At 65.7% G+C, this 23,115-nt stretch carries 23 protein-coding genes; 16 read left to right on the top strand and 7 right to left on the bottom strand.

Annotation, left to right across the window (positions count from 1 at the left end; translation table 11 throughout):
* Positions 1-267 precede the first annotated feature (267 nt).
* From NQJ30_RS13765 to NQJ30_RS13775, 3 genes are all read left to right on the top strand, one after another.
* The gene (locus tag NQJ30_RS13765; protein WP_255770520.1) at positions 268-1,374 is read left to right on the top strand and encodes a 3-deoxy-7-phosphoheptulonate synthase; all 1,107 of its coding nucleotides are present in this window, start codon (positions 268-270) and stop codon (positions 1,372-1,374) included.
* 141 nt (positions 1,375-1,515) lie between these two features.
* Positions 1,516-1,728 (top strand): helix-turn-helix domain-containing protein, encoded by a 213-nt coding sequence (locus NQJ30_RS13770; protein WP_190987656.1) that lies wholly within the window; start codon positions 1,516-1,518, stop codon positions 1,726-1,728.
* A gap of 173 nt (positions 1,729-1,901) precedes the next feature.
* Positions 1,902-2,000: a 30S ribosomal protein bS22 gene (locus NQJ30_RS13775; RefSeq protein WP_003792170.1), complete on the top strand. Its 99-nt coding sequence runs from the start codon at positions 1,902-1,904 to the stop codon at positions 1,998-2,000.
* A gap of 134 nt (positions 2,001-2,134) precedes the next feature.
* On the opposite strand, the gene NQJ30_RS13780 is transcribed toward NQJ30_RS13775, so the two are convergent.
* On the bottom strand, positions 2,135-2,953 hold the full coding sequence (locus NQJ30_RS13780; protein ID WP_255770521.1) for an HAD family hydrolase: 819 nt from the start codon (positions 2,951-2,953) through the stop codon (positions 2,135-2,137).
* A gap of 102 nt (positions 2,954-3,055) precedes the next feature.
* Here NQJ30_RS13780 and NQJ30_RS13785 point away from each other — a divergent pair, with 102 nt between their 5' ends.
* Together NQJ30_RS13785 and NQJ30_RS13790 are read left to right on the top strand one after the other, a co-directional pair.
* Complete coding sequence (locus NQJ30_RS13785; protein WP_255770523.1) at positions 3,056-3,310, top strand: glutaredoxin family protein; 255 nt, start codon at positions 3,056-3,058, stop codon at positions 3,308-3,310.
* 90 nt (positions 3,311-3,400) lie between these two features.
* Entirely contained in the window at positions 3,401-4,108 is a 708-nt protein-coding gene (locus NQJ30_RS13790; protein ID WP_255770524.1) for a redox-sensing transcriptional repressor Rex, read from the top strand.
* 58 nt (positions 4,109-4,166) lie between these two features.
* Here the strand turns inward: NQJ30_RS13790 and NQJ30_RS13795 are convergent, their stop codons facing one another.
* From NQJ30_RS13795 to NQJ30_RS13805, 3 genes are all read right to left on the bottom strand, one after another.
* Complete coding sequence (locus NQJ30_RS13795) at positions 4,167-5,039, bottom strand: Yip1 family protein (RefSeq protein WP_255770525.1); 873 nt, start codon at positions 5,037-5,039, stop codon at positions 4,167-4,169.
* A gap of 207 nt (positions 5,040-5,246) precedes the next feature.
* Entirely contained in the window at positions 5,247-5,876 is a 630-nt protein-coding gene (locus NQJ30_RS13800; RefSeq protein WP_255770527.1) for a hypothetical protein, read from the bottom strand.
* 145 nt (positions 5,877-6,021) lie between these two features.
* Entirely contained in the window at positions 6,022-6,570 is a 549-nt protein-coding gene (locus NQJ30_RS13805; RefSeq protein WP_255770528.1) for a YceI family protein, read from the bottom strand.
* 193 nt (positions 6,571-6,763) lie between these two features.
* On the opposite strand from NQJ30_RS13805, the gene NQJ30_RS13810 reads away from it, so the two are divergent.
* From NQJ30_RS13810 to NQJ30_RS13855, 10 genes are all read left to right on the top strand, one after another.
* Positions 6,764-7,444, top strand: coding sequence for a histidine phosphatase family protein (locus NQJ30_RS13810; protein ID WP_255770529.1), 681 nt, complete (start codon positions 6,764-6,766; stop codon positions 7,442-7,444).
* Between the two features lies 1 nt (position 7,445).
* Positions 7,446-8,060, top strand: a complete 615-nt coding sequence (locus NQJ30_RS13815) for a TlpA family protein disulfide reductase (protein ID WP_255770530.1) — start codon at positions 7,446-7,448, stop codon at positions 8,058-8,060.
* Positions 8,061-8,075: 15 nt separating this feature from the next.
* A complete protein-coding gene (locus NQJ30_RS13820; protein WP_255770531.1) occupies positions 8,076-8,831 on the top strand; it encodes a cytochrome c biogenesis CcdA family protein in 756 nt (251 codons plus the stop codon).
* Positions 8,831-10,555, top strand: a complete 1,725-nt coding sequence (gene resB / locus NQJ30_RS13825; RefSeq protein ID WP_255770532.1) for a cytochrome c biogenesis protein ResB — start codon at positions 8,831-8,833, stop codon at positions 10,553-10,555. The genes NQJ30_RS13820 and resB overlap by 1 nt, the downstream gene beginning before the upstream one ends.
* Positions 10,555-11,688, top strand: a complete 1,134-nt coding sequence (gene ccsB / locus NQJ30_RS13830) for a c-type cytochrome biogenesis protein CcsB (RefSeq protein WP_255770533.1) — start codon at positions 10,555-10,557, stop codon at positions 11,686-11,688. The genes resB and ccsB overlap by 1 nt, the downstream gene beginning before the upstream one ends.
* Before the next feature lie 157 nt (positions 11,689-11,845).
* Positions 11,846-13,981, top strand: coding sequence for an Hsp70 family protein (locus NQJ30_RS13835; RefSeq protein ID WP_255770534.1), 2,136 nt, complete (start codon positions 11,846-11,848; stop codon positions 13,979-13,981).
* 6 nt (positions 13,982-13,987) lie between these two features.
* Entirely contained in the window at positions 13,988-16,030 is a 2,043-nt protein-coding gene (locus NQJ30_RS13840; protein WP_255770535.1) for a LuxR C-terminal-related transcriptional regulator, read from the top strand.
* A 164-nt stretch (positions 16,031-16,194) separates the two neighbouring features.
* A complete protein-coding gene (locus tag NQJ30_RS13845) occupies positions 16,195-17,205 on the top strand; it encodes an IniB N-terminal domain-containing protein (RefSeq protein WP_255770537.1) in 1,011 nt (336 codons plus the stop codon).
* 143 nt (positions 17,206-17,348) lie between these two features.
* Positions 17,349-19,274, top strand: coding sequence for a dynamin family protein (locus NQJ30_RS13850; protein WP_255770593.1), 1,926 nt, complete (start codon positions 17,349-17,351; stop codon positions 19,272-19,274).
* Positions 19,271-20,764, top strand: a complete 1,494-nt coding sequence (locus NQJ30_RS13855; protein WP_255770538.1) for a dynamin family protein — start codon at positions 19,271-19,273, stop codon at positions 20,762-20,764. Before NQJ30_RS13850 ends, NQJ30_RS13855 begins: the two co-directional genes overlap by 4 nt.
* A 31-nt stretch (positions 20,765-20,795) precedes the next feature.
* On the opposite strand, the gene NQJ30_RS13860 is transcribed toward NQJ30_RS13855, so the two are convergent.
* Both NQJ30_RS13860 and NQJ30_RS13865 read right to left on the bottom strand, forming a co-directional pair.
* The gene (locus NQJ30_RS13860; protein WP_255770539.1) at positions 20,796-21,392 is read right to left on the bottom strand and encodes a hypothetical protein; all 597 of its coding nucleotides are present in this window, start codon (positions 21,390-21,392) and stop codon (positions 20,796-20,798) included.
* A 5-nt stretch (positions 21,393-21,397) separates the two neighbouring features.
* Positions 21,398-21,799: a PLD nuclease N-terminal domain-containing protein gene (locus NQJ30_RS13865; RefSeq protein WP_255770540.1), complete on the bottom strand. Its 402-nt coding sequence runs from the start codon at positions 21,797-21,799 to the stop codon at positions 21,398-21,400.
* Positions 21,800-21,856: 57 nt separating this feature from the next.
* Between NQJ30_RS13865 and NQJ30_RS13870 the strand changes: the two genes are divergently transcribed.
* A complete protein-coding gene (locus NQJ30_RS13870; protein ID WP_255770541.1) occupies positions 21,857-22,171 on the top strand; it encodes a DUF4229 domain-containing protein in 315 nt (104 codons plus the stop codon).
* A 27-nt stretch (positions 22,172-22,198) separates the two neighbouring features.
* On the opposite strand, the gene NQJ30_RS13875 is transcribed toward NQJ30_RS13870, so the two are convergent.
* Positions 22,199-23,080: a 1,4-dihydroxy-2-naphthoate polyprenyltransferase gene (locus NQJ30_RS13875; RefSeq protein WP_255770542.1), complete on the bottom strand. Its 882-nt coding sequence runs from the start codon at positions 23,078-23,080 to the stop codon at positions 22,199-22,201.
* Between the last annotated feature and the right edge of the window lie 35 nt (positions 23,081-23,115).

A 23,115-nucleotide genomic window follows, 5' to 3' on the forward strand; every position in this document is an offset into this window, starting at 1 on the left:
ATAGGGAGCTTAGGAGCTGACTGCCAGGTTCGCATTTCTGCGTGTGACGCGACTGATTTGGCGATCCGCGGGCCCGGGTTTATGGTCATTTCCATGACAAACCGTTGGTATGCGTATTTTTCGTTGGCTCTGGAGGGGCCCGCGTCTAACTGACACGCATCCAACTACCTTCAGAGCCAACAGGGCAGAGATCATTCTCTGCCCTTCGCCATTTCTCCGGCGGGTTCTGATCTGGGCCCGCTTCCCTTCCGGAACAGGACCCCGAACATGAGCACCGCGACAGCCACTCCCGCTAAATCCACGTCCAACCTGCGCGTCAGCGAATTCACGCCGCTGCCCACGCCTGCGGAACTCATCGCCGAGTTGCCGCTGAATGACCGGGTGACGGACGTCGTCGAACGCGGCCGCGATGAGGTCCGTGCCATCATGGACGGCGTGGATGACCGCCTGCTGGTCATCGTGGGCCCCTGCTCCATCCACGACCCCAAGGCCGGCCTCGAATACGCCCGCCGGCTGGTCAGCCAGGCCGAGAAGCACAAAGAAGACCTGCTGATTGTCATGCGGACCTACTTCGAGAAGCCGCGCACCACGGTGGGCTGGAAGGGCCTCATCAACGATCCCCGCCTGGACGGCAGCCACGACATGGTCACGGGGCTCCGAACCGCCCGGCAGTTCCTGCAGCAGGTCACCGCGCTCGGACTGCCCACCGCCACCGAGTTCCTCGAGCCCATCAGCCCGCAGTACATGGCGGACCTCATCTCCTGGGGCGCCATCGGGGCCCGCACCACGGAGAGCCAGATCCACCGCCAGCTCGCGTCCGGGCTGTCCATGCCCATCGGTTTCAAGAACGGGACCGACGGCGATCTCCAGGTCGCGGTGGACGCGTGCGGCGCCGCCGCGGCAGCGCAGGCATTCCTGGGAATCGACGGCGACGGCCGTGCCGCGCTGGTGACCACCGCCGGGAATCCTGATACGCACGTCATTCTCCGCGGCGGACGCAAGGGGCCCAACTACTCGGCAGCCGACGTCGAAAGCGCCTCTGCCAAGCTCCGGGGCAAGGGCCTCAACCCGCGCCTGATTGTGGACGCCAGCCACGCCAACAGCGGCAAGAGCCACCACCGGCAGGCCGAAGTCGCACTGGAAATCGGCGCCCAGCTCGAAGAGGGTGGCCAGGCGGCGCAGGCTGTTGCCGGTGTCATGCTGGAAAGCTTCCTGGTGGGCGGCGCCCAGAACCTGGACGTTGCCGAGCACGCCGGGGGCACGTCCGATCTGGTCTACGGGCAGAGCGTCACCGATGCCTGCATGGAATGGGACGTGTCGGTTTCGGTGCTGGACCAGCTTGCCGCCTCCGCCCGGAAACGCCGTGTTGCATAGGGATTACGCGGAATGACTTTCACTACAGCCCCATGAACCTCTAGAGTATCTATCACATGGTTGGTGGATGGCTCAGCATCGGCACACCGCAATGGAACACAGCTGGGGTTAGTCGTCATCCGTCAGCAAAGGAATAGGGAAATGTCCGCAGAACAGAACTTCTCGAACGCGAAGTTCCTGACCGTGGCCGAAGTGGCCGAGGTCATGCGCGTCTCCAAAATGACCGTCTACCGCCTGGTCCATTCCGGCGAAATGCCCGCGGTGCGTTTCGGCCGGTCGTACCGGGTGCCGGAAAGTGCCGTCGAACAGTACCTCAAGGGTGCGGTGGTGGACGGGCACACCGAAACGGCCTAAACATCTTTTCGGCCTATGGGACGGCCGCGGTCAGTGGCCGCCGCAAAGAAGCGGTACCCTGTTAAGGAACGTTTTACGTCATTGTAAGAATCTGTCAGTTGTTTTTGTCTGTAGCTCTGTCCACGGACCTTTTCCATCAGACAGGTACTGCATCTAGTTTGTGAGGAACTTTCGTGGGTTCAGTTATTAAGAAGCGTCGCAAGCGTATGGCCAAGAAGAAGCACCGCAAGCTGCTTCGCAAGACCCGTCACCAGCGTCGCAATAAGAAGTAGAGATACTTCAAGCGTGAAAATGCCCGTTGCCTTCCCGGCGGCGGGCATTTTTGTTGCTCCTGCACCCAAGTAAGTCGCAGTAGATGCGGTTATGAGCGCTCATAACGACATCTATTGCGACCTAGATGCGGGGCCTAGATGCGGGGGCCGCGGATGCGCGCGAAGCCCCGCCACAGGCCGTAGATGGCGCCGCCGACAGTCGCCATCTTGAGCCCCAGTGTGGCAGCGCGGCGGCCGGAGCGGAAATCGTAGACCGGCCAGTTGTGATCGCGCGCGTGCCGTCGCAGCCGGGAATCCGGATTGATCGCCACAGGGTGCCCCACGAGGGTCAGTAGCGGGATGTCGTTATAGGAATCGCTGTAGGCCCAGCACCGCTTGAGGTCCAGCCCCTCGGCGTCGGCGAGCTCCCGGACGGCTACAGCTTTGGCCGAGCCGTGCAGAATGTCGCCCACCAGCCGGCCGGTGTACATGCCGTCGGCCACCTCGCCAACAGTCCCCAGGGCCCCAGTAAGGCTCAGCCGGGTGGAGATGACCGTGGCAACCTCGATGGGCGTGGCCGTGACCAGCCAGACGCGCCGTCCCACGCGCAGGTGCTGCTGCGCCAGGGCCTTGGTTCCGGGCCAGATCCTGGAGGCGATCATTTCGTCGTAGACTTCCTCGCCCAGTGCCTTGATGTCGTCCACCGTGATGCCGGCTGCGAGGGTGAGGGCCGAGTCCCGGACCGCGTGGACGTCATCCATGTTCTCGCCCCGGGCCACGAACTTAAACTGCTTCCAGGCGAAGCCGGCGGCCTGGGTCAAGGTAAATGCGCCGCGCTGGTGCATCTTGCGGGCCACATGGAAGAGGCTGGCGCCCTTCATCAGGGTGTTGTCGACATCGAAGAAGGCCGCTTCGCCGGTCTGCATCACCGCATCCGGCTGGGTGACTACAGCGACGTACTTCTCCTCGGGCATGTCCACGAGTCTAGTCAATAGTCGGAGCTTGAGGACTTCAGCCGCGCCCCCGGCGGCCGTGGGCGCCCCGGCGGGGCGCCCAAAGGGCGATACGGTTAAGGCATGGCCAAGCCGGAGGTAGTCCTCATCACCAAATCAAACTGTCACCTGTGCGCGGACGCGCGCGACGCCGTCGGACGCGTCACGTCTGCTCTGGGACTTGGGTGGACGGAACAGTTGGTTGACGACCTGCCCGAACTCCGGGAGCGGTATGCCGAAGAGATACCGGTGGTGCTGGTTGATGGCGTCCAGCGCGACTTCTGGAAGATCGACGAGGCACGGCTTGAGCGTGTCCTGCAGCGCACCATGGCCGGGTAGGCAACCGATTGCCAAATATGTCGCTTGCTTTGTTGGCAGAGGCGGCTGGGATCTAGAGTGGAGTCACAACGCGAGGCAATGGAGGGGAAAGTGAGTTCGCTGGATGCATCTCCCCGGGCCGTAGACGGTCCACCGGCGGCACCGACGGGGGAGATTGCCAAACAGATTCCGCCTGCGGCCGTGGCACGGCTGACCATCTACCTGCGCGCCCTGAACACGTTGCTGGCCGACGGTGTGGAGCGGGTGTCCTCGGAGTCCCTCGCGGAAGCCTCGGGCGTCAGCTCCTCGACCCTCCGTAAAGACCTGTCCTACGTGGGTTCCTACGGAACGCGCGGCGTCGGCTACGAAGTCCAATACCTCAGCCGCCACATTTCCGCGGCGCTCGGCCTGACCCACGATTGGAAAGTTGCCATTGTGGGCGCCGGTAACCTGGGCAAGGCCCTGGCCCGGTACGGCGGCTTTGAATCCCGTGGCTTTGATGTGGTGGCAATTTTTGATGCCGACCAGATGGTGGTGGGCAATGAGGTGGGGTGGCTGCGCGTCAGCGACGTTGCGGACCTGGAAACAGTGCTTCACCGGACCGGCGCCAACATGGCGGTCCTGGCGTTGCCGGCCGCGGTTGCGCAGGCGGTCTGCGACCGCGTGGTGGCAGCCGGCGTCCACAGCATCCTCAGCTTTGCTCCCGTTATGCTGCAGGTCCCCGACAGCGTCAACCTCCGCAAAGTGGACATGGCCACCGAACTGCAGATCCTGGCCTACCACGCACAACGGGCGCAGACCCCGGAACAGACCGCCTAGGTTTTACTCGGCGGCTGCAGGGTCCACGACCGTTGCGGTGTGGATCAGTGCGTGGAACTTACTGTCCGTACGGGTTGCCCGGCGTGGTGTAAGGGTTGGCGAACGGCTGCTGCCTGCGGAAGTAGGGCGCGGTTGCGGGCAGGTACAGCAGGACGATCGCAGCGATGCCGGCCAGGGTTCCCAGGGTCCCGAAGCTGGGTACCTGGAAGAGGCTCAGGACGGACAGGGCGGCGAAGACCGTGCCCAGGACCCGGGCCCAGTTCTTACCCTTGCGGATGAAGAACGCCACCAGAAGGTACATTGCTGCGCCAAGAATGGCGATGACTACGAGGAAGCCGGCCAGGGCGCCTTTGAAGTCGTCGAAATTAACAGTGGTTCCGGAGGCGCCGCTGTTGCGCATGGCGTCCTCGAAGGTGGTGCGCATCATGGGGTCATCCAGCATAGTGATTCCCATCAGCATGCCGATGACAAACACCGCCGCGGCGGCGATCAGGAGCCAGAACGAGACGTTGACCAACTGCGGTATGCCACCAGTCCCGGTGGCCTGCGGCTTTTCCGAGGGGTACTGGGCGTAGGGGGACTGTCCGAACGGCTGCTGTCCATAGGCCGGGGGAGTGGGCTGGCCGTACTGCGGAGGATTCTGCCCGTATTGCGGGGCGGGGGCGTTCTGGCCATACTGAGGTGCGTTTTGTCCGTACTGAGGTGCGTTTTGTCCGTACTGCGGGGCCTGCTGGCCGTACTGCGGCGCCTGCGGGGCGTTTTGTCCATACTGCGGCGCGTTCTGCCCGTACTGCGGTGCAGCCGGAGCGTTCTGGCCATACGGGGGCGTGTCCTGCCCTGGCTGCGGGCTGTTATCACCGTAACGGGGTGCCGTGGGCTGATTGCCGGGCTCTGGTTCGTTGGGGACGGGAGGCGGGACTGGCGTGCTCATGAGCGGTCCTTTGCAGGTTGGAAGTCAGTTCGGCTGCTGGGTGCAGTCCACTGGCCCTGCCCCCAGTACGGCTTGATTCCACCGTACCCCGCGGCCGTGTCACGGTGGGTCATTCCCAAGAGGTATTCCGGGCTGCGCCCGAACGCCGAGCGGGTCGCCGGGCTTGGTGTACCGCCCGGGCAAGTGGGAAGTTTCGCCTGGGATGGCTTAACGGCGGCCCTTGACGGCGGTGAACCAGGCCTGCGAGTTCGGCAGCCACATCAGGACTGTCGCAGCGGCATTGATCAGGAACCCGAGCCAGTTGTTGCCGATGCCTTCACCGACGCCGCTGCCCAGAAACGCCAGGAGCAACGAGAGGCCGGCAACGATCGTGAGCGCCAGGCGGGCCCACTGCTTCCCTTCCTTCATCTTCATGGACAGGACGATCTGCGCGACGGCCAGGGCGAGGGCAATCAGGACCAGGACGAGGATCACTCCCGCCAGTACGGGTGACACGGTGAAGACCGCCAACGTGGCCAGTAAACCGAAGAAGGTACCCAGGACCCCCAGCATCCCGCCAATCAGCCAGACCCAGTAAGAGACTTTGAGTTCGACAGGCAGTCCCCTCACGCTGAACATGCCCGTGAGGCCGCCTTTCGGCAGGGCATCGCCGACGTTGCGTGGACCATCCGCGGGCATCTGGAACGGGAATGAACCGGGCTGCTGGTAGCGAGGCTGCGCGGGATAACCCTGGGGCGGTTCATAGCCCGGCGGCGGCTCGTAGCCGGCAGGAACGTTGCCGGCAGGCGGCTGGGAGCCGGGCTGCTGGGGCTGCGGGGCATCGTTGGGGGTGCTCATGGCTTCACTGTAGATTGCGGACCCCGTCGGATTCAGCACAGCGCGGCTTAAGCACAACGAGCCTTAAACACAGCGCGCCCGGCCGGCTGGATCGCTGGGGATCCAGGCGGCCGGGCGCGTGCGCGGCACGTATGAGGGAGAAGAACTACGCTGCGGGGGCGATGAACGCCAACTCCAGGTTGATGGCAACCTTGTCGCTGACCAGCACGCCGCCGGCATCCAGCACAGCGTTCCAGGTCAGGCCGAAGTCCTTGCGGCTGATGGTGGTTTCGGCGGAAACGCCGGCGCGGGTCATGCCGAACGGATCAACGGCCACGCCGTTGAACTCGGTCTCCAGGGTGACCGGACGGGTGACGCCCTTGATGGTCAGGTCGCCGGTCAGCTCGTAGCTGTTGGCCAGGGCCACCAGGCCGTTGGAGACGAAGGAGATTTCCGGGAACTTCTCGACGTCGAAGAAATCCTCGCCGCGGACGTGGCCGTCCCGGTTGACGTCGCCGGAGTCGAAGCTGGCTGCCTGGATGGTGGCGCTGATCTTGGAATCGGCCACGTTTTCGGCGAGCTCCAAGGTTGCTGTTGCATCCTTGAACTGGCCGCGGACCTTGCTGATGCCGGCGTGGCGGACCGTGAAGCCGATTTCGCTGTGTGAGTTGTCGAGGGTCCAGATGCCGGTGGTGACGTCTGCGGGAAGAGCCATGGTGTATCTCCTGGGATTGTCGGGTGCTGGTCCGGATAGGCTGATCGGTTGAAGTATCAACTGTCCGCTGCGTCTAGTGTAAGCATGCATTTGCATGTTTTGTTCCCTGTTCAGGAACTTTTTTCCCAACGTTTTAGTTCTACGCAATGTAGAAGATTTCGGATAGCTCGCCATCTTTGAGAAACTGGTACACATGCCCCAAGCCACTGTCCATCTGCTCCGCCACGGCGAGGTCCATAATCCCGACGGCGTTCTGTACGGCAGGCTGCCCGAATTCCACCTCTCAGAGCTGGGCCGGGAAATGGCGCAGACGCTGGCGGCTCACTTCGCTGAGCGTGCCGCCGAGGGCGCCCGTATCGTCTACCTGGCGGCGTCTCCGCTGGTCAGGGCGCAGGAAACTGCGGCACCCACGGCAGAGGCCCTGCACCTGGAAATCCACACTGACGAGCGCATCATCGAGGCTGAGAACTACTTCCAGGGCATGAAGGTCACCAAGGCCGAGCTCAAGAAGCCCAAGCACTGGCCGCACCTGATCAACCCGCTCCGGCCGTCTTGGGGCGAACCGTACAAGGCGCAGGCCGCACGTGTCCGGGCCGCCGTCGAGGATGCCAGGCTCCGCGCGATCGAACTGGCCGCCGGGGACTACGGATCCCACGGCCCCGAGGCCATCATGGTCAGCCACCAGCTCCCCATCTGGGCCACCCGCCTCAGCGCCGAAGGCCGTCCGCTCTGGCACGACCCGCGCAAGCGCGAGTGCACGCTGACCTCTGTCACGTCCTTGGTGTTCGACGACGCCGGCTCACTCCTGCGCGTGGAGTACAGCGAGCCTGCTGCCGCCCTTCTTCCCGGTGCTGCCACCACCCCGGGAGCCTGAGATGTTGAACAACCCGCGTCCCGCGTCCCGCCGCGCCGTCCTCGCCGCCGGCGCCACCGCCCTGACGGCGCTTACCCTGGGCCTGTCCGCCTGTGCCCAGGAGGACGCCCTCGCCAAGCAGGCCAAGGCCGGCGACAACAAAAACTACATCGCCGGAGACGGCTCGGTGACCGAATTCGCGGCAGGAGACCGCAAGTCCGCCGTCGCCGTCCAGGGCACCCTGTTCAACGGCGCAGCCGTCAGCCCCCAGGACTTCCAGGGGAAGGTGACCGTCCTGAACTTCTGGTTCGCCGCCTGTGCCCCGTGCCGGGTTGAAGCGCCCATCCTGGAAGAACTGCATCAGGAGTTCAAGGACCAGGGTGTGCAGTTCTTCGGCGTCAACCTCCGCGACGAAAAAGCCACCGCCGAGGCTTTCGACAAGACGTTCAACCTGACCTACCCCAGCTTCGACGACAAGGACGGCGGCGTGCTCCTGGCCGTCTCCGGGATCGTCCCGCCCGGCGCAGTCCCCACCACCCTGGTCCTGGACAAGCAGGGCCGGGTTGCCTCGCGCGTACTGGGAGAAATCCAGAAGGGCACCCTCAAAGCCCTCATCACCGCCGCCGTGGCAGAGTAGCGGCGGTCCCGGACCGTGAACAGCCCCTTCGCCGAGACCATCCTGAACGGCTCACTCCTGCTTGCCATCCCGGTGGCCCTGCTCGCCGGCCTGGTGTCCTTCCTGTCGCCGTGCGTGCTGCCCCTGGTGCCCGGCTACCTCGGGTACGTCACCGGCCTGAGCGGGGTGGACCTGCAGAAGCAGAAGCGCGGCCGGATGTTCGCGGGCATCGGGTTGTTTGTGCTGGGCTTCTCGGTGATTTTTGTGCTGCTGGGCGGAGCCTTCGGCCAGCTCGGCACCCTGATCACCGGCTCGCAGAACGCCTGGATCACCCAGCTTCTGGGGATCCTGGTGATCATCATGGGCGTGGTGTTCATGGGCGGATTCGGCTGGCTGCAGCGTGACGCCAAGATCCATGCCAAACCGCCGGCCGGCCTGTGGGGCGCGCCCCTCCTGGGCCTCACCTTCGGCCTGGGCTGGGCCCCGTGTATCGGACCCACCTACTCCGCGGTTCAGCTGCTGAGCCTGTCCGGCGGTTCCTCCGCTGCCAAGGGCGCGTTCCTGGCGTTCGTCTACAGCCTGGGCCTTGGCATTCCGTTCCTGCTGATTGCCCTCGCCGTCCGCCGGGGCATGGGCGTGATGTCCTTCTTCCGCCAGCACCGCCTGGCGATCCAGCGGTTCGGCGGCGGCGTCCTGGTGGTGCTGGGCCTGCTGATGGCCAGCGGCGTCTGGGGTGCCTGGGTCACCGAACTGCAGTACTGGTTCCAAACCGATGTGAAGTTGCCAATCTGATGAGCGAGCGCGTGAAAGAAAACAAGAAGTCTCCGGCACCCGTAGCCGCTGCCAAGGCAGAAGCGTCACTTCCCGTCCTGGGGCCCTTGGGAATGCTGCGCTGGGCCTGGACCCAGCTGACCAGCATGCGCACGGCGCTGTTCCTCCTGTTGCTGCTGGCTGTAGCGGCGGTCCCGGGCTCGCTGTTCCCGCAGCGCCCCACCAACCCGTTCGTGGTAACGCAGTACATCAAGGACAACGGCGACTACGGAAAAGTGCTGGACAAGCTGCAGCTCTTCGACGTCTATTCCTCGGCCTGGTTCTCGGCCATCTACATCCTCCTTTTCATTTCGCTGATCGGCTGCGTGGTGCCGCGCGCCATCGCCCACTACAAGGCGATGCGCTCCCAGCCGCCACGGACCCCCAAAAGGCTCTCCCGCCTCCCCGAGTACGGCACCCTGGTGGTGCCCGCCGACGCCGGCCTCCCGGCGTCGGACGCCATCAACAGCGCGGCGGGGCTGCTCCGGAAGCGTGGCTACCGCGTTGAGGTGAGGGACGACGGCGGCGCGCGGCCGTCTTTGGGTGCCGAGCGCGGCTTCGCGAAGGAGGTGGGGAACCTGGTGTTCCACACCTCGCTGATCGGCGTGCTGGTGTCCGTCGCCATCGGCGGCCTGTTTGGCTACAGCGGCCAGCGCATCCTCGTTGAGGGCGACACGTTCGTGAACACCCTGGTGGGTTACGACCAGTTCACCCCCGGCACCAACTTCCAGTCCAGCCAGCTGCAGCCCTACTCCATCCAGCTGGACAAGTTCGATGTCACGTTCGACCGCGAATCCCGGGGCAAGCTCGGCCAGCCCATCGACTTCAACGCGCAGGTCACCACCAAGGAAAGTCCGGACGCGCCGGAAAAGAAGGAAACCCTCAAAGTCAACGATCCCGTCACCCTGGGCGGCACCAGTATCTACCTGACGGGCAACGGCTACGCCCCCGTGGTGACCATCCGCGACGGCGCCGGAAACGTGGCCATGCAGGGTCCCGTGGTGGCCAAGCTCCAGGGCGAGAACTACTACTCCTCCGTGGTCATCAAGGTCCCCGATGCCCGGCCGGACCAGTTGGGCTTCGTAGGGTTCTTCCTGCCCACCGCATTCGTCACGGACGAAGGCATTTCCTTCAGCGGCGATCCGGGCCTCTTCAATCCGCAGCTCACCCTGAACTCCTACTACGGTGACCTGGGGCTTGATAACGGGGCTCCGCAGAACGTCTTCGAACTGGACGTCAAGGGCCTGACCCCGCTGAACAACCGCAAGCTTGAGGCCGGCGGCATCACCCTGGCACCCGGAAGCACGTACACCCTGCCGGACGGCAAGGGCAGCATCAGCTTCGACGGCGTGAAGCGGTACGTCGGCGTGGACATCCACCACAACCCCGGCCAGGTCTCAGCACTGATCTTCGCCCTGCTGGCCGTGGCAGGACTCATCGTCTCGCTTTACGTCAACCGCCGCCGCGTCTGGGTCCGGACCGGAACCCACGAGGACGGCCGGACCATGGTGGAATACGGACTCCTGGCCCGCGGTGAGGACCACCGCCTGGCCGCCGAGGCGCAGGCCGTCCGCAAGTTGCTCACTGACGAGTGGCAGCTTGATGATTCCGGCTCCACCCAGCAAACTCCCAGCCGTCTGGACGATAATGGCGCAGACTCCGTCACCACCCCCACCGGTACCGCCGGACCCACAAAGGACCAGTAATGCCTTTTGCCATCAACGAAACCATGGGCGCCTACAGTGAACTGCTGATGCTGCTCGCTGCAGGCACCTACACCGTGGCCTTCATCGCGTTTGCGTGGGACCTTGCCAAGAGCAGCAAGGCCCTGCGCGCCATTGACCTCAAAGCGGCCGAAGCTGCCGGGGCTTCGGCCGGGGTCAAGGTGCCGGTAGCGGCGGGAGTCGGTGCATCCGCGGGGGCCGCCCGTGGCTCGGTCGCGGCAGCGGACAGGGTGGATTCGCACCTGGCCGGGCCTGCAGGACGGGCCGAACGGCCGTCGTCGTCCGCTGCCAAGCAGGCCGGGGCAATGTCCGCGGCAGGGCAAACGGCCGACGCCGACATGCGGTATGCGGCGGAACGCCGCGTTCCCGCGCGGGTTGCGGTCGCCCTCACCGTGCTGGGTGTCCTGATCCACGGCGCCGGCGTGGTCACCCGTGCGCTGGGCGCAGGCCGCGTGCCGTGGGGCAACATGTACGAATTCCTCACCACGGGTGCCTTTGTGGCCGTGGCCGTCTTCCTGCTGGTGCTGATCCGCCGCGACCTGCGGTTCCTGGGGACGTTCGTGGTGGGCCTGGCGATTGTCATGCTCGTGGCTGCTTCGGTTGCCTACTGGACGCCGGTGGGCCACCTGGTTCCGGCGCTGCAGAGCTACTGGCTGATCATCCACGTCTCCATCGCCGTCATGTCCTCGGCGCTGTTCACCCTCACGTTTGCCATGTCCGCGCTGCAACTGGTCCAGTCCCACCGGCAGAAGACCATCGCAGCCGGCGGTGGGGACAAGCTGGGCTTCATGCGGCTGGTTCCTTCCGCCCTCAGCCTGGAGAACCTCTCCTACCGGATCAATGCCATCGCCTTCATCGGCTGGACGTTCACCCTGATGTTCGGAGCCATCTGGGCCGAAAAGGCCTGGGGCCGTTTCTGGGGCTGGGACACCAAGGAAGTCTGGACATTCGTGATCTGGGTGGTCTACGCCGGCTACCTCCACGCCCGCGCCACCCGCGGCTGGACCGGGACCCGCGCCGCCTGGCTGTCCATCGTCGGCTACCTCTGCGTGGTCTTCAACTTCACGATTGTTAATCAGTTCTTCAACGGCCTGCACTCCTACTCGGGGCTCTGAGCAGGGGTTTCGCCGGGTACCCCCAAATCGCGGCCGCTTGATACGCCAATCGATGTATAAATGAGGGTGTCGCCCGGCAGGCGGTGATGCTACCTTGGTGGAAGCTTGTCCGTGATGAAGCTTGCGGACCGGCCATCTGCGTTGTTCAGAGGTACCCATGAGTTACGTTCTCGCGATAGATGTCGGGACCAGCTTCACGGCCGCCGCCATTGCCAAGAATGACCTGGGCGCCCCGTCGGTTCCGGAGAGCCTGCCGTTGGGACTCCGCGGCACGTCGGTTCCGTCTGTTGTGTACTACCCCGAAGAGGGCCCCCTTCTGATCGGGGAGGCTGCAGAACGCCGCGGCCTGGACGATCCCGGCCGGGTGGTGCGTGAGTTCAAGCGCCGGATCGGTGACAGTGTCCCGCTGGCCGTCGGTACGCTCTCACTTCAGGCCGAAGACATCTTTGCCACCATGGCCCACTGGGTTGTGGACCGGGCCGCAGAACGTGAGGGCGCCCCGCCGTCGGAAATCATCATCACGCACCCCGCGGCCTGGGGCGGACACCGGACCTCGGCGGTCCTGGCAGCACTCGCAGCCAGGGGGCTGCACAACGTCACCCTCATCAGTGAACCGGAAGCGGCGGCGCTGTACTACGCGTCCCAGGTGCGTGTGGACGATGGCAGTACCATCGCCGTCTACGACCTCGGCGGCGGGACCTTTGACACCGCAATCCTGCGGAAGGACGGCCGCGGCCACTTCGACCTGCTGGGCAGCCCGGACGGCATCGATGGCCTCGGCGGTGCCGACTTCGACGCCGAAGTGCTCCGCCACGTGGCCGCCCACACGGGCGATGCTTTGGCGGCCATTGATCCGGAGGATCCGGGCGCCCTGGCGGCGTTGGCCCGGCTCAAGCGTGAATGCGTGGAGGCGAAGGAAGCGCTCTCGGCCGACAGCGAGGCGAACATTGCGGTGTTCCTGCCCGGCGCGCAGCAACAGGTGCGGCTAGTCCGTTCCGAGTTCGAGGCGATGATCGACGAGCCGATCCGCGAGACCGTGGACGCCCTGGAGCGCTCCCTGGAGCAGCTTGGCCTGGAGCCGGATGACCTGACCGCGGTGCTCCTGATAGGTGGTTCGTCACGGATTCCCTTAGTGGCACAGCTGATCTCGGCACAGCTGGACCGGCCGATCGCCGTGGACGCGGACCCCAAGTCCTCCATCTGCCTCGGCGCCGCCGTGGCCGCGCTCCGCGCCGCCCCCGCACCGGTTACCGGGCCCGCTGAACCAGCCGGGCCTGCTCGGGTGGCCGGGCCGGCTGCGGCGGCCGCATCCGCTGAAACTGCCGCCGGGATCCCTGAAATCCCCGGCCCGACAGACATAGCTTTTGAGCCGCACGGCGTTGTCCGCCGTGCCAGCTGGTCCCGGAAATCCGGGGCAGCGGTTGGCTCCTTGGCTGGCACCGCCGCTCTCGCTGGCGACGGTGCCAGGGGCTTTCGTTCCGGCCACGCAGGTTCCGAAAGTGCAGGATCCGGTCAGGCAGGTGCCGGTGGAGCACCTGCCGGCCGCGCCCACGGCGCGAAGAGCGGATCACACGCCCCGCGGCCGGCCATTCGACTGACGGCAGTGGCTGCCGGGGCCGCCCTGTTCACCATCCTGACTGCCACAGCGGCGGGGAGCCCGGAGGGGCTGGGAAGCCTTACCGCGATGTTCGCTCCGCCGGCCGCGCCCGCTGATGCCGCTCCAGGCGGCACCATGTCCGGTGCCGTCTCCGGTGCACCGGGCGGGTCACCGATGGCCGGCATCGGCATTGAGGCGAGCGCAAAGCCTGGGGATGCCCCTTTTACTTCCGCCGGGCTGGAGGCGTCCGCCGCGCCCGCCGGCAAGCCATCCCCGTCCTCCGCGGCGCCGGCCCCGGCGGCCGTCGCAACCACTGGCGGGCCGGCTGCCGGGCATGCCGGGCCGGGGCCTGCGCCAGATGGACCAGGCACATCCGGCGCACCGACTGAGGTGGCCGCGCCGGGAACGCTTCCGCCCACAACGCCTGCGACTGTCCCGCCGTCGGAGACTCAGCCGCCAGTGACTGACCCTCCGGCAACTACGGCCCCGACACCCGAGCCAACGCCGCCACCCACCACAGCAACTCCCACACCCGACCTGACACCGCCGCCAACGCCCGGGCCGACACCGACGCCAAGCCTGGAGCCGGTGCCAACCACACAGCCGCAACCCACGGCAACGGAAACAACCGCCCCAGCACCGCAGGCCATACAGACCTCGGCCAGCGCTGATCCAACCACAGTGCCCGGAGGGTGAACCACGATGCCCCACCGTGCCGCGCCGCAAACCGGATTGACCCCGCCCGCCAACCCCCAGCTTGTGGCGGCACAGCTCCACGGGGAAACAGCCGCCGTGAGGGAACTCCTGCTGGCGTTGGCGGTGGGATTCACACTCCCTGGACCCTTGCCGCAGGACCTTGAGCGCAAAGTTTCCGACGGCCAGGTGGAAAGCCTCGAAGCCTTGGTGGCCGCCGCGGAATCGGCAGGTCTGCTAAATGCCGATGGCACCCTGGCGGGAACCGTCCACCAGGCCCTTATGACGTCCACGCCCGCTCCACGGATCCAAGCACTCCAGCGCGAACTCGTGGGCCGCTTCGCTGCAGACGGCCGGCCCCTCGGCGAACTTGCCCGCGAGCTGGCACGCAGCGGACTGGCGGACCGCCGCGTCGCCGCCGAGCTGGAAAAGGCCGGTGACCGGGCCTTGGAGCACAATCCGGGGCTGGCCGCCCAGCTGTACGACGAAGCCCTCCTCGCCGGGGCCGACGAGCTGGCCACTGCGGCCCGCCGGGCCCAGGCAGCTTCGGCCACGGGGGACCTGGATGCTGCCGGGCGGATCATCGATGGGCTGCTCACGAGCCCGAATCCGCCTGACCTCCGTCTCGGAGTTGATGTGGCGGCCGCTGTCTGGGCCCAGCGGGGGATGCTGGCCCGCGCCGCCGACGTTTACAACTGGCTGGGCCCGGCAAGGCTGGGACCGTCCGGGCCGGCCGCAGCGGTTGCGATGGTCGGCTCAGGGAACCGCGCAGGGGCCGATGCTGTGTTCCCGGCGGACTCTGCGGCAGGTTCGCCCACTCTCCTGGCTGTGGCACAGACCCAGACAGCAAGAGGCATCGTGGAATCGCTCTCCGGGGATCCGCACCAGGGACTTCCAACCCTCATCCACGCGTCCGACATGCTGAACGCTTCGGGGGCGGCCCTGCCGGTTCCGGAAACGCCCGGGGCCTTGGCTGCGCTTGTGGCCCTGCACAGCGGCGAACCGCACCTCGCGGAAACGATTGCGCGGGCCGCGGCGGCAGCCTCCCAGGGCGGCGACTCCGCCAAACCCCGGCTCTTCCTGCTCCAGGCGTGGTCCTCCATGCAACAGGACAACCCGGACGAAGCCAGGCTGGCCATCAACGAGGCCTCCAAGGCCAATCATTGGCCACTGGTGCCCCGCGACGAATTCCTCCGCGCCGCCCTGGAAGTGGGCCTGGCCCGCAGGAGCGGCGAAGTCCATGACTTGGTAATGGCCTGGGAACGCGCCCGCGAAGCCATGCTGCACACCACCGTTGACCTGTACAGCCTGCTGCCGTGGGGGGAACTGATGATCACGGCAGCCCGGCTGAGGGAGATCCGGCGGGTAGCCCATTACCTTGACGAAGCGTGGAAGCTGCTGCGGGATCTGGGGGAGCCGCCGCTGTGGTCCCTGCCCCTGCACTGGGCCGCCGTCCAGGCAGCCCTCCTAAACGAAAGCCCCGGCGACCTGGCACCCCACGCTGCCGCGCTGGCCCGGGCAGCAGACCAGAGCCACCTTGCCACGCGACTGGCGGCGGCGGGCAAAGCCTGGGTATCCGTCCTTGCCGGCAAGTTCCAGGCCGCGGAGGTGGAGGCCGCGGCCCGTGGACTGAACGCCGTCGGAATGCCTTGGGAAGGGGCAAGGCTGGCAGGCCACGCCGCGGCACGGGCGGATGAGCGCAGGGACATGATGCGCCTCCTGTCCTGTGCCCGGGACCTCCATCCGCAGGGGAACTCGTCCGGGCCCGGCCCCAGCTCCCCATCGGAGGGCCGCAACGGACCCCACACGGACCAGGTCAACACTGCCGGCCAGCCGGACGCGTCCCTGCTGAGCGAACGCGAAAAGGAAGTGGCGCGGCTGGTGCTGGAAGGAAAGACGTACCGTGAAATCGGGGAAACAATCTACATTTCGCCGCGTACCGCCGAGCACCACATTGCCCGGATGCGCCGCCGGCTCGGGGCTGAAAACCGTTCGGACCTCCTGATCAGGCTGAGGATTGCTTTGGGGTCCGACGACCCCCAGAGCGAGTGACCCCCTAATACCCCTAACGGCGGGGGAACGGAACCCCCGGCAGGGGGTCCGCCGATAGGGGGAAACGACCCGATGCCCGGTCCGGGGCCGGGACCCTACGTTTGATTCAAGCCCGGTAGTGAGGCCGGACTCCCACTACTCAGAGAAGATTTGAGGACCATCAAATGCCGACACTCGCAAACGACCTCGTGCAGTTCCTGATGAGCCTATTCGGAAACCACGAGGCAGCGCAGGCGTTCCTGGACGATCCCGAGGGTGCCCTGGATGATGCGGGACTTGGCGGTGTCTGCTCCGCGGATGTTGACGCTGCAATGCCTGTAATTCTTGACTTCGCTCCCATCACCGTCAACGCGTCCTCCTTCGAGCGCTCATACAACACGGGCGGCAACGGTGCAGCAACCGGCGGCGGCACAGTGGCGGTGACGCCCCCGCCGTCCGGCGGCGACCACGGCGACCACGGTGACCGGTGGGACCACTCCCACGCCGTCCAGCAGCTGCATAACGTGGTCAACAACTACTCCTGGACCTCAACTGTGGATGACCGGGACACCATCACCGACCAGTCCGTCAACCAGAACATCTGGGCGCACGGCGATGTCAGCCAGTACTTCGACAACCACGCCGTCATCGCCTCCGGTGACAGGGCAGTGGCTGCGGGCGATGACGTGGACATGAAGGACTCCAACAACATCCGCGACTCGTACAACACGGATAACTCCAACGACAGCTCCACGGACAACTCCGTCAACGCGGGCCGTGACGCCAGCGTTGGCAACACCCACACGGACATCGACGATTCCTTCAACACCGATGTGGACCTGGACGTTGCTGATTCCTACAACGACAACTCGGATAACTCCGACAGCTCGGACCACTCGGATAACTCCGATAACCGCGTGGACAACTCGGACAATTCCGATCACTCCGACCATTCCGTTGATGTTCGGGATGTGGGCAACACGGAGAACAACCTGGACAACGTCGGCAACACCACCACCGACAATTCGCTGGCTATTGCCGACTCCTTCCAGGACAATTCCGACAACTCGCTTGCCGTAACGGATTCGTTCCAGGACAATTCCGACCACTCGCTCGTGGCGGTGGATTCGTTCCAGGACAACTCCGAGATCGAGACGCATGTGGCTCTGGCCGGCGACGACGCAGCAGCCTCCTAGCCTAATCCGTAGTGTCCAGGCAGCGCCCGGCCAAGGATCACCATCCTTTGCCGGGCTCTTCCTGGCTCATCCCCGACATTCCTTTTCGACCTGACGCAAAAGGACTTGCCGTGGATCGAACGCAACGACAGGAGGAACCGGCGATGGCGGAGGATCCCTCAACAGTCGCAAGGCAGCCTGCCCCCGCAACGGCGGCGCAACTGGTCAAACTGGTTGAACGGGGCATCCAAATCGTTAGCGAGGGCGGCCGCGCAGACCTGCGCAAACGCCTCGACCAGACCCTGCGCAGGCTGAACGATCCCAGCATCCGCGTGATTGTGGTGGGCGAATTCAAGCAAGGGAAAAGCAAACTCATCAACGCCCTGGTCAACGCGCCGGTCTGCCCTGTCGATGACGACATCGCCACGTCGGTGCCCACCGTCGTCCGGAACGGTGATCCGGCGTCGGCATCTGTCCTTGTGCCGCACGCGGATGCGGAGCCCGGCGACGAAGAAGCCCTCGAGCGCCTGCCCATCAACATCGGTGACCTGGCCGCGTACGTTTCCGAGCGCGGGAATCCGGGCAATGCCAAGAAACTGGTGGCAGCCGAGGTCTTCCTGCCCCGCCGGTTGCTGGCCGGTGGCCTGACGCTTGTCGATTCACCGGGGGTGGGCGGGCTGGGTTCAACCCACACACTGACCACCCTGACCGCGTTGCCCACAGCAGATGCCATGCTGCTCGTCTCCGATGCCTCCCAGGAATACACCGAGCCCGAAATCCGGTTCCTCCGGCAGGCCATGCGGATCACGCCAAGCGTCGTAGGTGTGTTGTCCAAAACGGATTTGTACCCGGAATGGCGCCGCGTTGCCGAACTGGACCGGGACCACCTGGCCCGGGTGTCGCCGGACATACCGCTGTTTCCGCTGTCCTCGGATCTTCGCCTTGAGGCTGCGCGGCAGCAGGACGCGGAACTCAACACCGAATCGGGATTCCCTGCCTTGGTGGGCCACCTCCGGACGGAAATAGTGGGCAAGGCCGAACGGATCCAGCGGCGCGCGGTGAGCCAGGACCTGCTGTCCGTCACGGACAACCTTCGCCTCTCCCTGGAGTCGGAACTGGCTGCGCTGGAGGACCCGCAGGGGACACCGGCCATGATCGCCAGCCTGGAAGCGGCCAAACTGGAGGCCGATGAGCTCCGCAAGAAGTCCGCCCGCTGGCAGACCACGCTCAATGATGGCATCGGCGACCTGATCGCCGACATGGAGTACGACCTCCGGGACCGGTTACGGCGGATCCAGCGCGAAGCTGAGACGGCCATTGACCAGGGCGATCCGGGCCCAACATGGAGCGAGTTCACCAAATGGCTGGAAGAGAGCGCTGCTTCCGCCATCTCCGACACCTTTGTCTGGACCAGTGAGCGGGCGCAATGGCTGGCAACCCAGGTTGCCGAGCACTTCTCCGAGGATGAGGTGGCGCTTCCTGTCCTGCGTGTCTCCGACACCGGAGACGCGCTGGATCCCGTGGATGACATGCCCGGGTTGGATGAAGGGCGCATCAACGCGATGCAGAAGGTCCTCATCGGCATGCGGGGCTCCTATGGAGGGGTCCTGATGTTCGGACTGCTGACCGGCCTCTTCGGGCTGGCACTGATCAACCCGCTCTCCGTCGGCGCCGGTCTCCTCCTTGGCCGTAAGGCCTACCGGGAGGACAAGGAAGCCAGGCTTAAGCGTCGCCAGGCGGATGCCAAGACGCTGGTCCGCCGTCAGTTGGACGATGTGGTGTTCCAGGTGGGCAAACAACTCAAAGACAGGCTCCGGCTGGTCCAGCGGACCACCCGTGACCATTTCACCGAAATTGCCCAGGAGCACCACCGGTCCCTTTCGGACTCCGTGGCAGCTGCGCAGAAAGCTGCCACCACGTACACGCTCGAAAAAGACCTGCGCATCCGGGACATCAGGGCAGAGCTTAATCGTGTGGACACGCTGCAACAGGCTGCCAGGGCGTTAGCGGAGGGGGAGTCGGCGCCTGCAAAAGGTGGACCGGGACCGGCCGGCGCACCCCGGCGCGCACCGACGGTGGCGGCCGGATGAAGTCGCCACTGGTCTCCGGAGCAGCAAAACTGATTCACGAGGCGCTCGCCGTCTATGAGGATGACCCCGTCGCCGTTGCGGCCCTGGAAGGCTACGCCGGCAGGTTGGCCGGACCCTTGAGGATCGCCGTGGCGGGAATGGTCAAAGCTGGAAAATCAACCCTGCTCAACGCCATCATCGGCGAGGAGATCGCCCCCACCGACACCGGCGAGTGCACCCGGATTGTCACCTGGTACCGGTTCGCCCACTCGCCCCGCATCACGCTGTACCCCGTCCGGGGAAAACCGCGGCTGCTACCCCTCAAACGGGTCAACGGACGGCTCGTTTTCGAATTGGGTGCGGACGGCCCGGAAGACGTGGAACGCCTGGTGGTGGAATGGCCCTCGGAAAGTCTTCGGAACGTCACCCTTATTGACACTCCGGGAATCGCCTCGCTGTCCGAGAATGTTTCTGCCCGTTCCATCGGGTTTCTCACACCGGCAGACTCACCGTCTGAGGCGGACGCCGTTGTCTACCTGATGCGGCACATGCATGCTTCCGACCTCAGGTTCCTGGAGTCCTTCAAGGACACCGAAGCAGGCCGCTCCGGCACCGTGAACTCTGTGGCCGTCCTGTCCCGTGCTGATGAAATAGGGGCCGGAAGGATCGATTCAATGATCTCCGCGGGAGACATTGCCGAGCGGTACCGCCGGGACCCCGGCCTGCGCAAGCTGGCATTGGGGGTGGTCCCGGTGGCCGGTCTCCTCGCCCAGAGCGCCCGGAGCATGCGCCAGTCAGACTACGACTCGCTGGCCCTCCTCGCCGCCATGGACCGGGCAGACAGGGAACGGCTGATGCTTTCCGCGGACAGGTTCCTGCGCTCCACCGACCCGGAAGGGCTCACGGCAGAGGCGAGGGCGCAGCTCCTGGAGCGGTTCGGGGTGTTCGGGATCAGGCTGGGGGTGGTCCTGCTCCGGGCCGGCTTCACGGATCCCACCCCGCTGGCGCACGAGCTGGCCCGCCGCAGCGGACTGGACCCGCTGCTGTCCATGCTGGCAGACCAGTTCCATGCCCGCGCCGATGCCCTGAAGGCCCGGACCGCACTGGTGGGTGTGGAAAAGCTGCTCCGAAGCTCGCCGCATGAAGGCACCGGACCCCTGGCCGCAGCACTGGAACGCCTGCAGCTCAATGCCCACGAGTTCCGCGAGCTACATCTGCTGGCCGAGCTGCGCACCACCGGGATCCCGCTGCGGCACGATCTGGCGGCCGAAGCCGAACGGCTCATCGGAGGGGACGGCGTGGCAGCCCATGTCCGCCTCGGCCTGCAGCCGGAGGCTTCACGGGAGGACATCACCGCAGCTGCCCATCAAGTCCTGCACCGCTGGCGGCTGGTGGCCGAGAATCCGCTGACGGACCGAACCGCACTCGACGCCTGCCGTGTGGTGGTGCGCAGTTGTGAAGGCGTCCTGGCCGATTCCGCCGGACTGCACCGGCACCGGCAGCCGGCCTGAAGCGGCGGTCCACACCTGAGCTGCCGGTCCGCTACGGACGGTTCTGCCGCGACCTGAACCATCTGCCGGCTGACGGCAGGAACAGCGGAAGCAGGCCCGCAAAGCCCAGAAGCAACTGGGCGCCCCAAAGGATCACAACGTAAGTGCCGGCGTCGCCCTCGGGAACAAGGAATGCCCCGGCAACCGCCATGACGGGAATCTGACACGCCAGCAGCAGGCACAACAGCCAGCGGGCCCAGCCGCGGCGTTCGGCGACACCCGAGAGCATCACAGCCTGCAGCACAATCAGCAGCAGCAGGGCACCGAGGCTGCCCCAGAAGACGACGGCCGTTGACGTGGACAGGGCGTTGGCATCCCCGCCGGGAGCCATCTTGTCCACCACGGACCGGAGGCGCTCCAGATGGGAGGCCCGGGTCAGGAAGGAACCCACGATCACGGCGGCGCCTGCGAGGAGGCTCAACAGCCACAGACTTCGGGCCAAGCGGATGCTGGGCGGCATGGGCGGAACAACAATGATGGGTGCCGGCGCGGAGTAGGAGAGCCCGGGCCGTGGCGGGGGAGGAGGGGGCGTGGCAGCCCCGGCGGGATCAACCGGCATGTGGTGGTCTCCGTCGGGGTGCTGGGCCATGGGTCCTACTTCACATCGCCGGTGTCGTGCGTGTCAGCCTCTCCCGTGCCGTCGGATCCGGTGCCTGCAGACCCGGTGTCGCGCTTGGACTCCAGGTCATCCTTGAGCTTTTTGAGGCGGGCGGCTTCGGCCTGCTTCCTGCGGCGGAGCTCCAGGTTTCGGAGGAAATCGGGATCGTCATCCGGGGCGGTGGGACCGCTGTACTGACGGCGTGCGGGAACCGTGGCCCTGGGACGCCCCATCAGCAACCACAGGATGGCCCCCACCACGGGCAGGACAATCATCACAATGATCCAGGCGGGCTTGGAGATGCCCCGGGTCAGCCTGGCATCAGTGCGGATCACGTCCACCAGTCCATACACAAAGATGACGAGTACTGCGACGGCCAGAGCCACACGGAAGAGCATGCCGTTAAGTCTATCGTTCGCAGGCGGCTGGCGTTCAGGCAGGGCGGCTAAACTTGGATGGTGGCTTTCCTGAAATACTCCCTGATCCGGCTGGCGCTGTTTGCGCCGCTCTTTGTGTTGTTCATGTTCCTGCAGTTGGGGGCGGTGCTGTCTGTGATTTGCGCAGGGCTGATTGCGTTTGCCATCAGCTACCTGTTTTTCCAGAAGCAGCGCGACGACGCTACCGCTACCCTGCACCACCGGTTCTCGGGCAAGGCCAAGCCGATGCGCAGTGCCGGCGAGGTCGCCGACGCGGCTGCGGAAGACAGCCTCCTGGACTCCAACCCGGATGTCACCATCCGCTCCAGCACCCCCAAAACACCCGACGTTTAGAGCCGGCGCGCGCCGGAGGGCACGGGCTTAAAATCCGTGGCTGAGCACCAGCCCGAGTGAGAACAGCACGCTGTAGCCGAGGTTGATCAGGCCGGTCTGCTTGAGCACCGGGATCAGGCTCTTGCGCTTGCGGCCGTTGATCATCAGCCAGGCGGGCATCAGGCACGCCGGGATGAGGAGCAGGACGATCAGGATCCACGGCAGCCCCGGGGCCAGGATCACCACCAGCAGGATGGCCACGGCGAGCATCAGGACATAGCTCTCGCGGGCGTGCTTGTCGCCCAGGCGCACCGCCAGGGTCTTCTTGCCGGCCTGGATGTCCGTGGGGATATCGCGGACGTTGTTGGCCATTAGCAGTGCGCACGCGATCAGGCCCGTGCCGATCGCGCCGATGACGGCCGGGAGGCTGACCTGCCCGGCCTGGGTGTAAGTAGTGCCGAGGGTTGCCACCAGGCCGAAGAAGACAAACACAAAGACGTCCCCCAGGCCCATGTAGCCGTAAGGGTTCTTCCCGCCCGTGTACCCCCACGCTGCCATCACGCAGCCGATTCCCACCAGAATCAGCCACCAGCTCTGGGTGATCAGCACCAGCGCCAGGCCGAACACCATGGCCAGGGCGAACGTACCAAAGGCCGCATACTTTACGTGTTCCGGTTTGGCGGCGCCCGAGCCCACCAACCGGAGCGGGCCCACCCGGTCCTCGTCGGTGCCGCGGACGCCGTCGGAATAGTCATTGGCGTAGTTCACCCCGAGCTGCAGGAGCAGCGCCACGAGGGCGGCCAGGACGGCGTTGACGGGACGGAACGAATCCAGTTCGTAGGCCGCTGCCGTGCCGATCAGCACGGGGGCGATGGCGGCCGGCAGGGTGCGGAGGCGGGCGCCTTGGATCCATTGTGCGGCTGTGGCCACGGTGAGTACCTCGCGTTGGGTTGGGGAGAACGGTG

The sequence above is a fragment of the Pseudarthrobacter sulfonivorans genome, from assembly GCF_024391045.1.
GTDB lineage: Bacteria > Actinomycetota > Actinomycetes > Actinomycetales > Micrococcaceae > Arthrobacter > Arthrobacter sulfonivorans_B.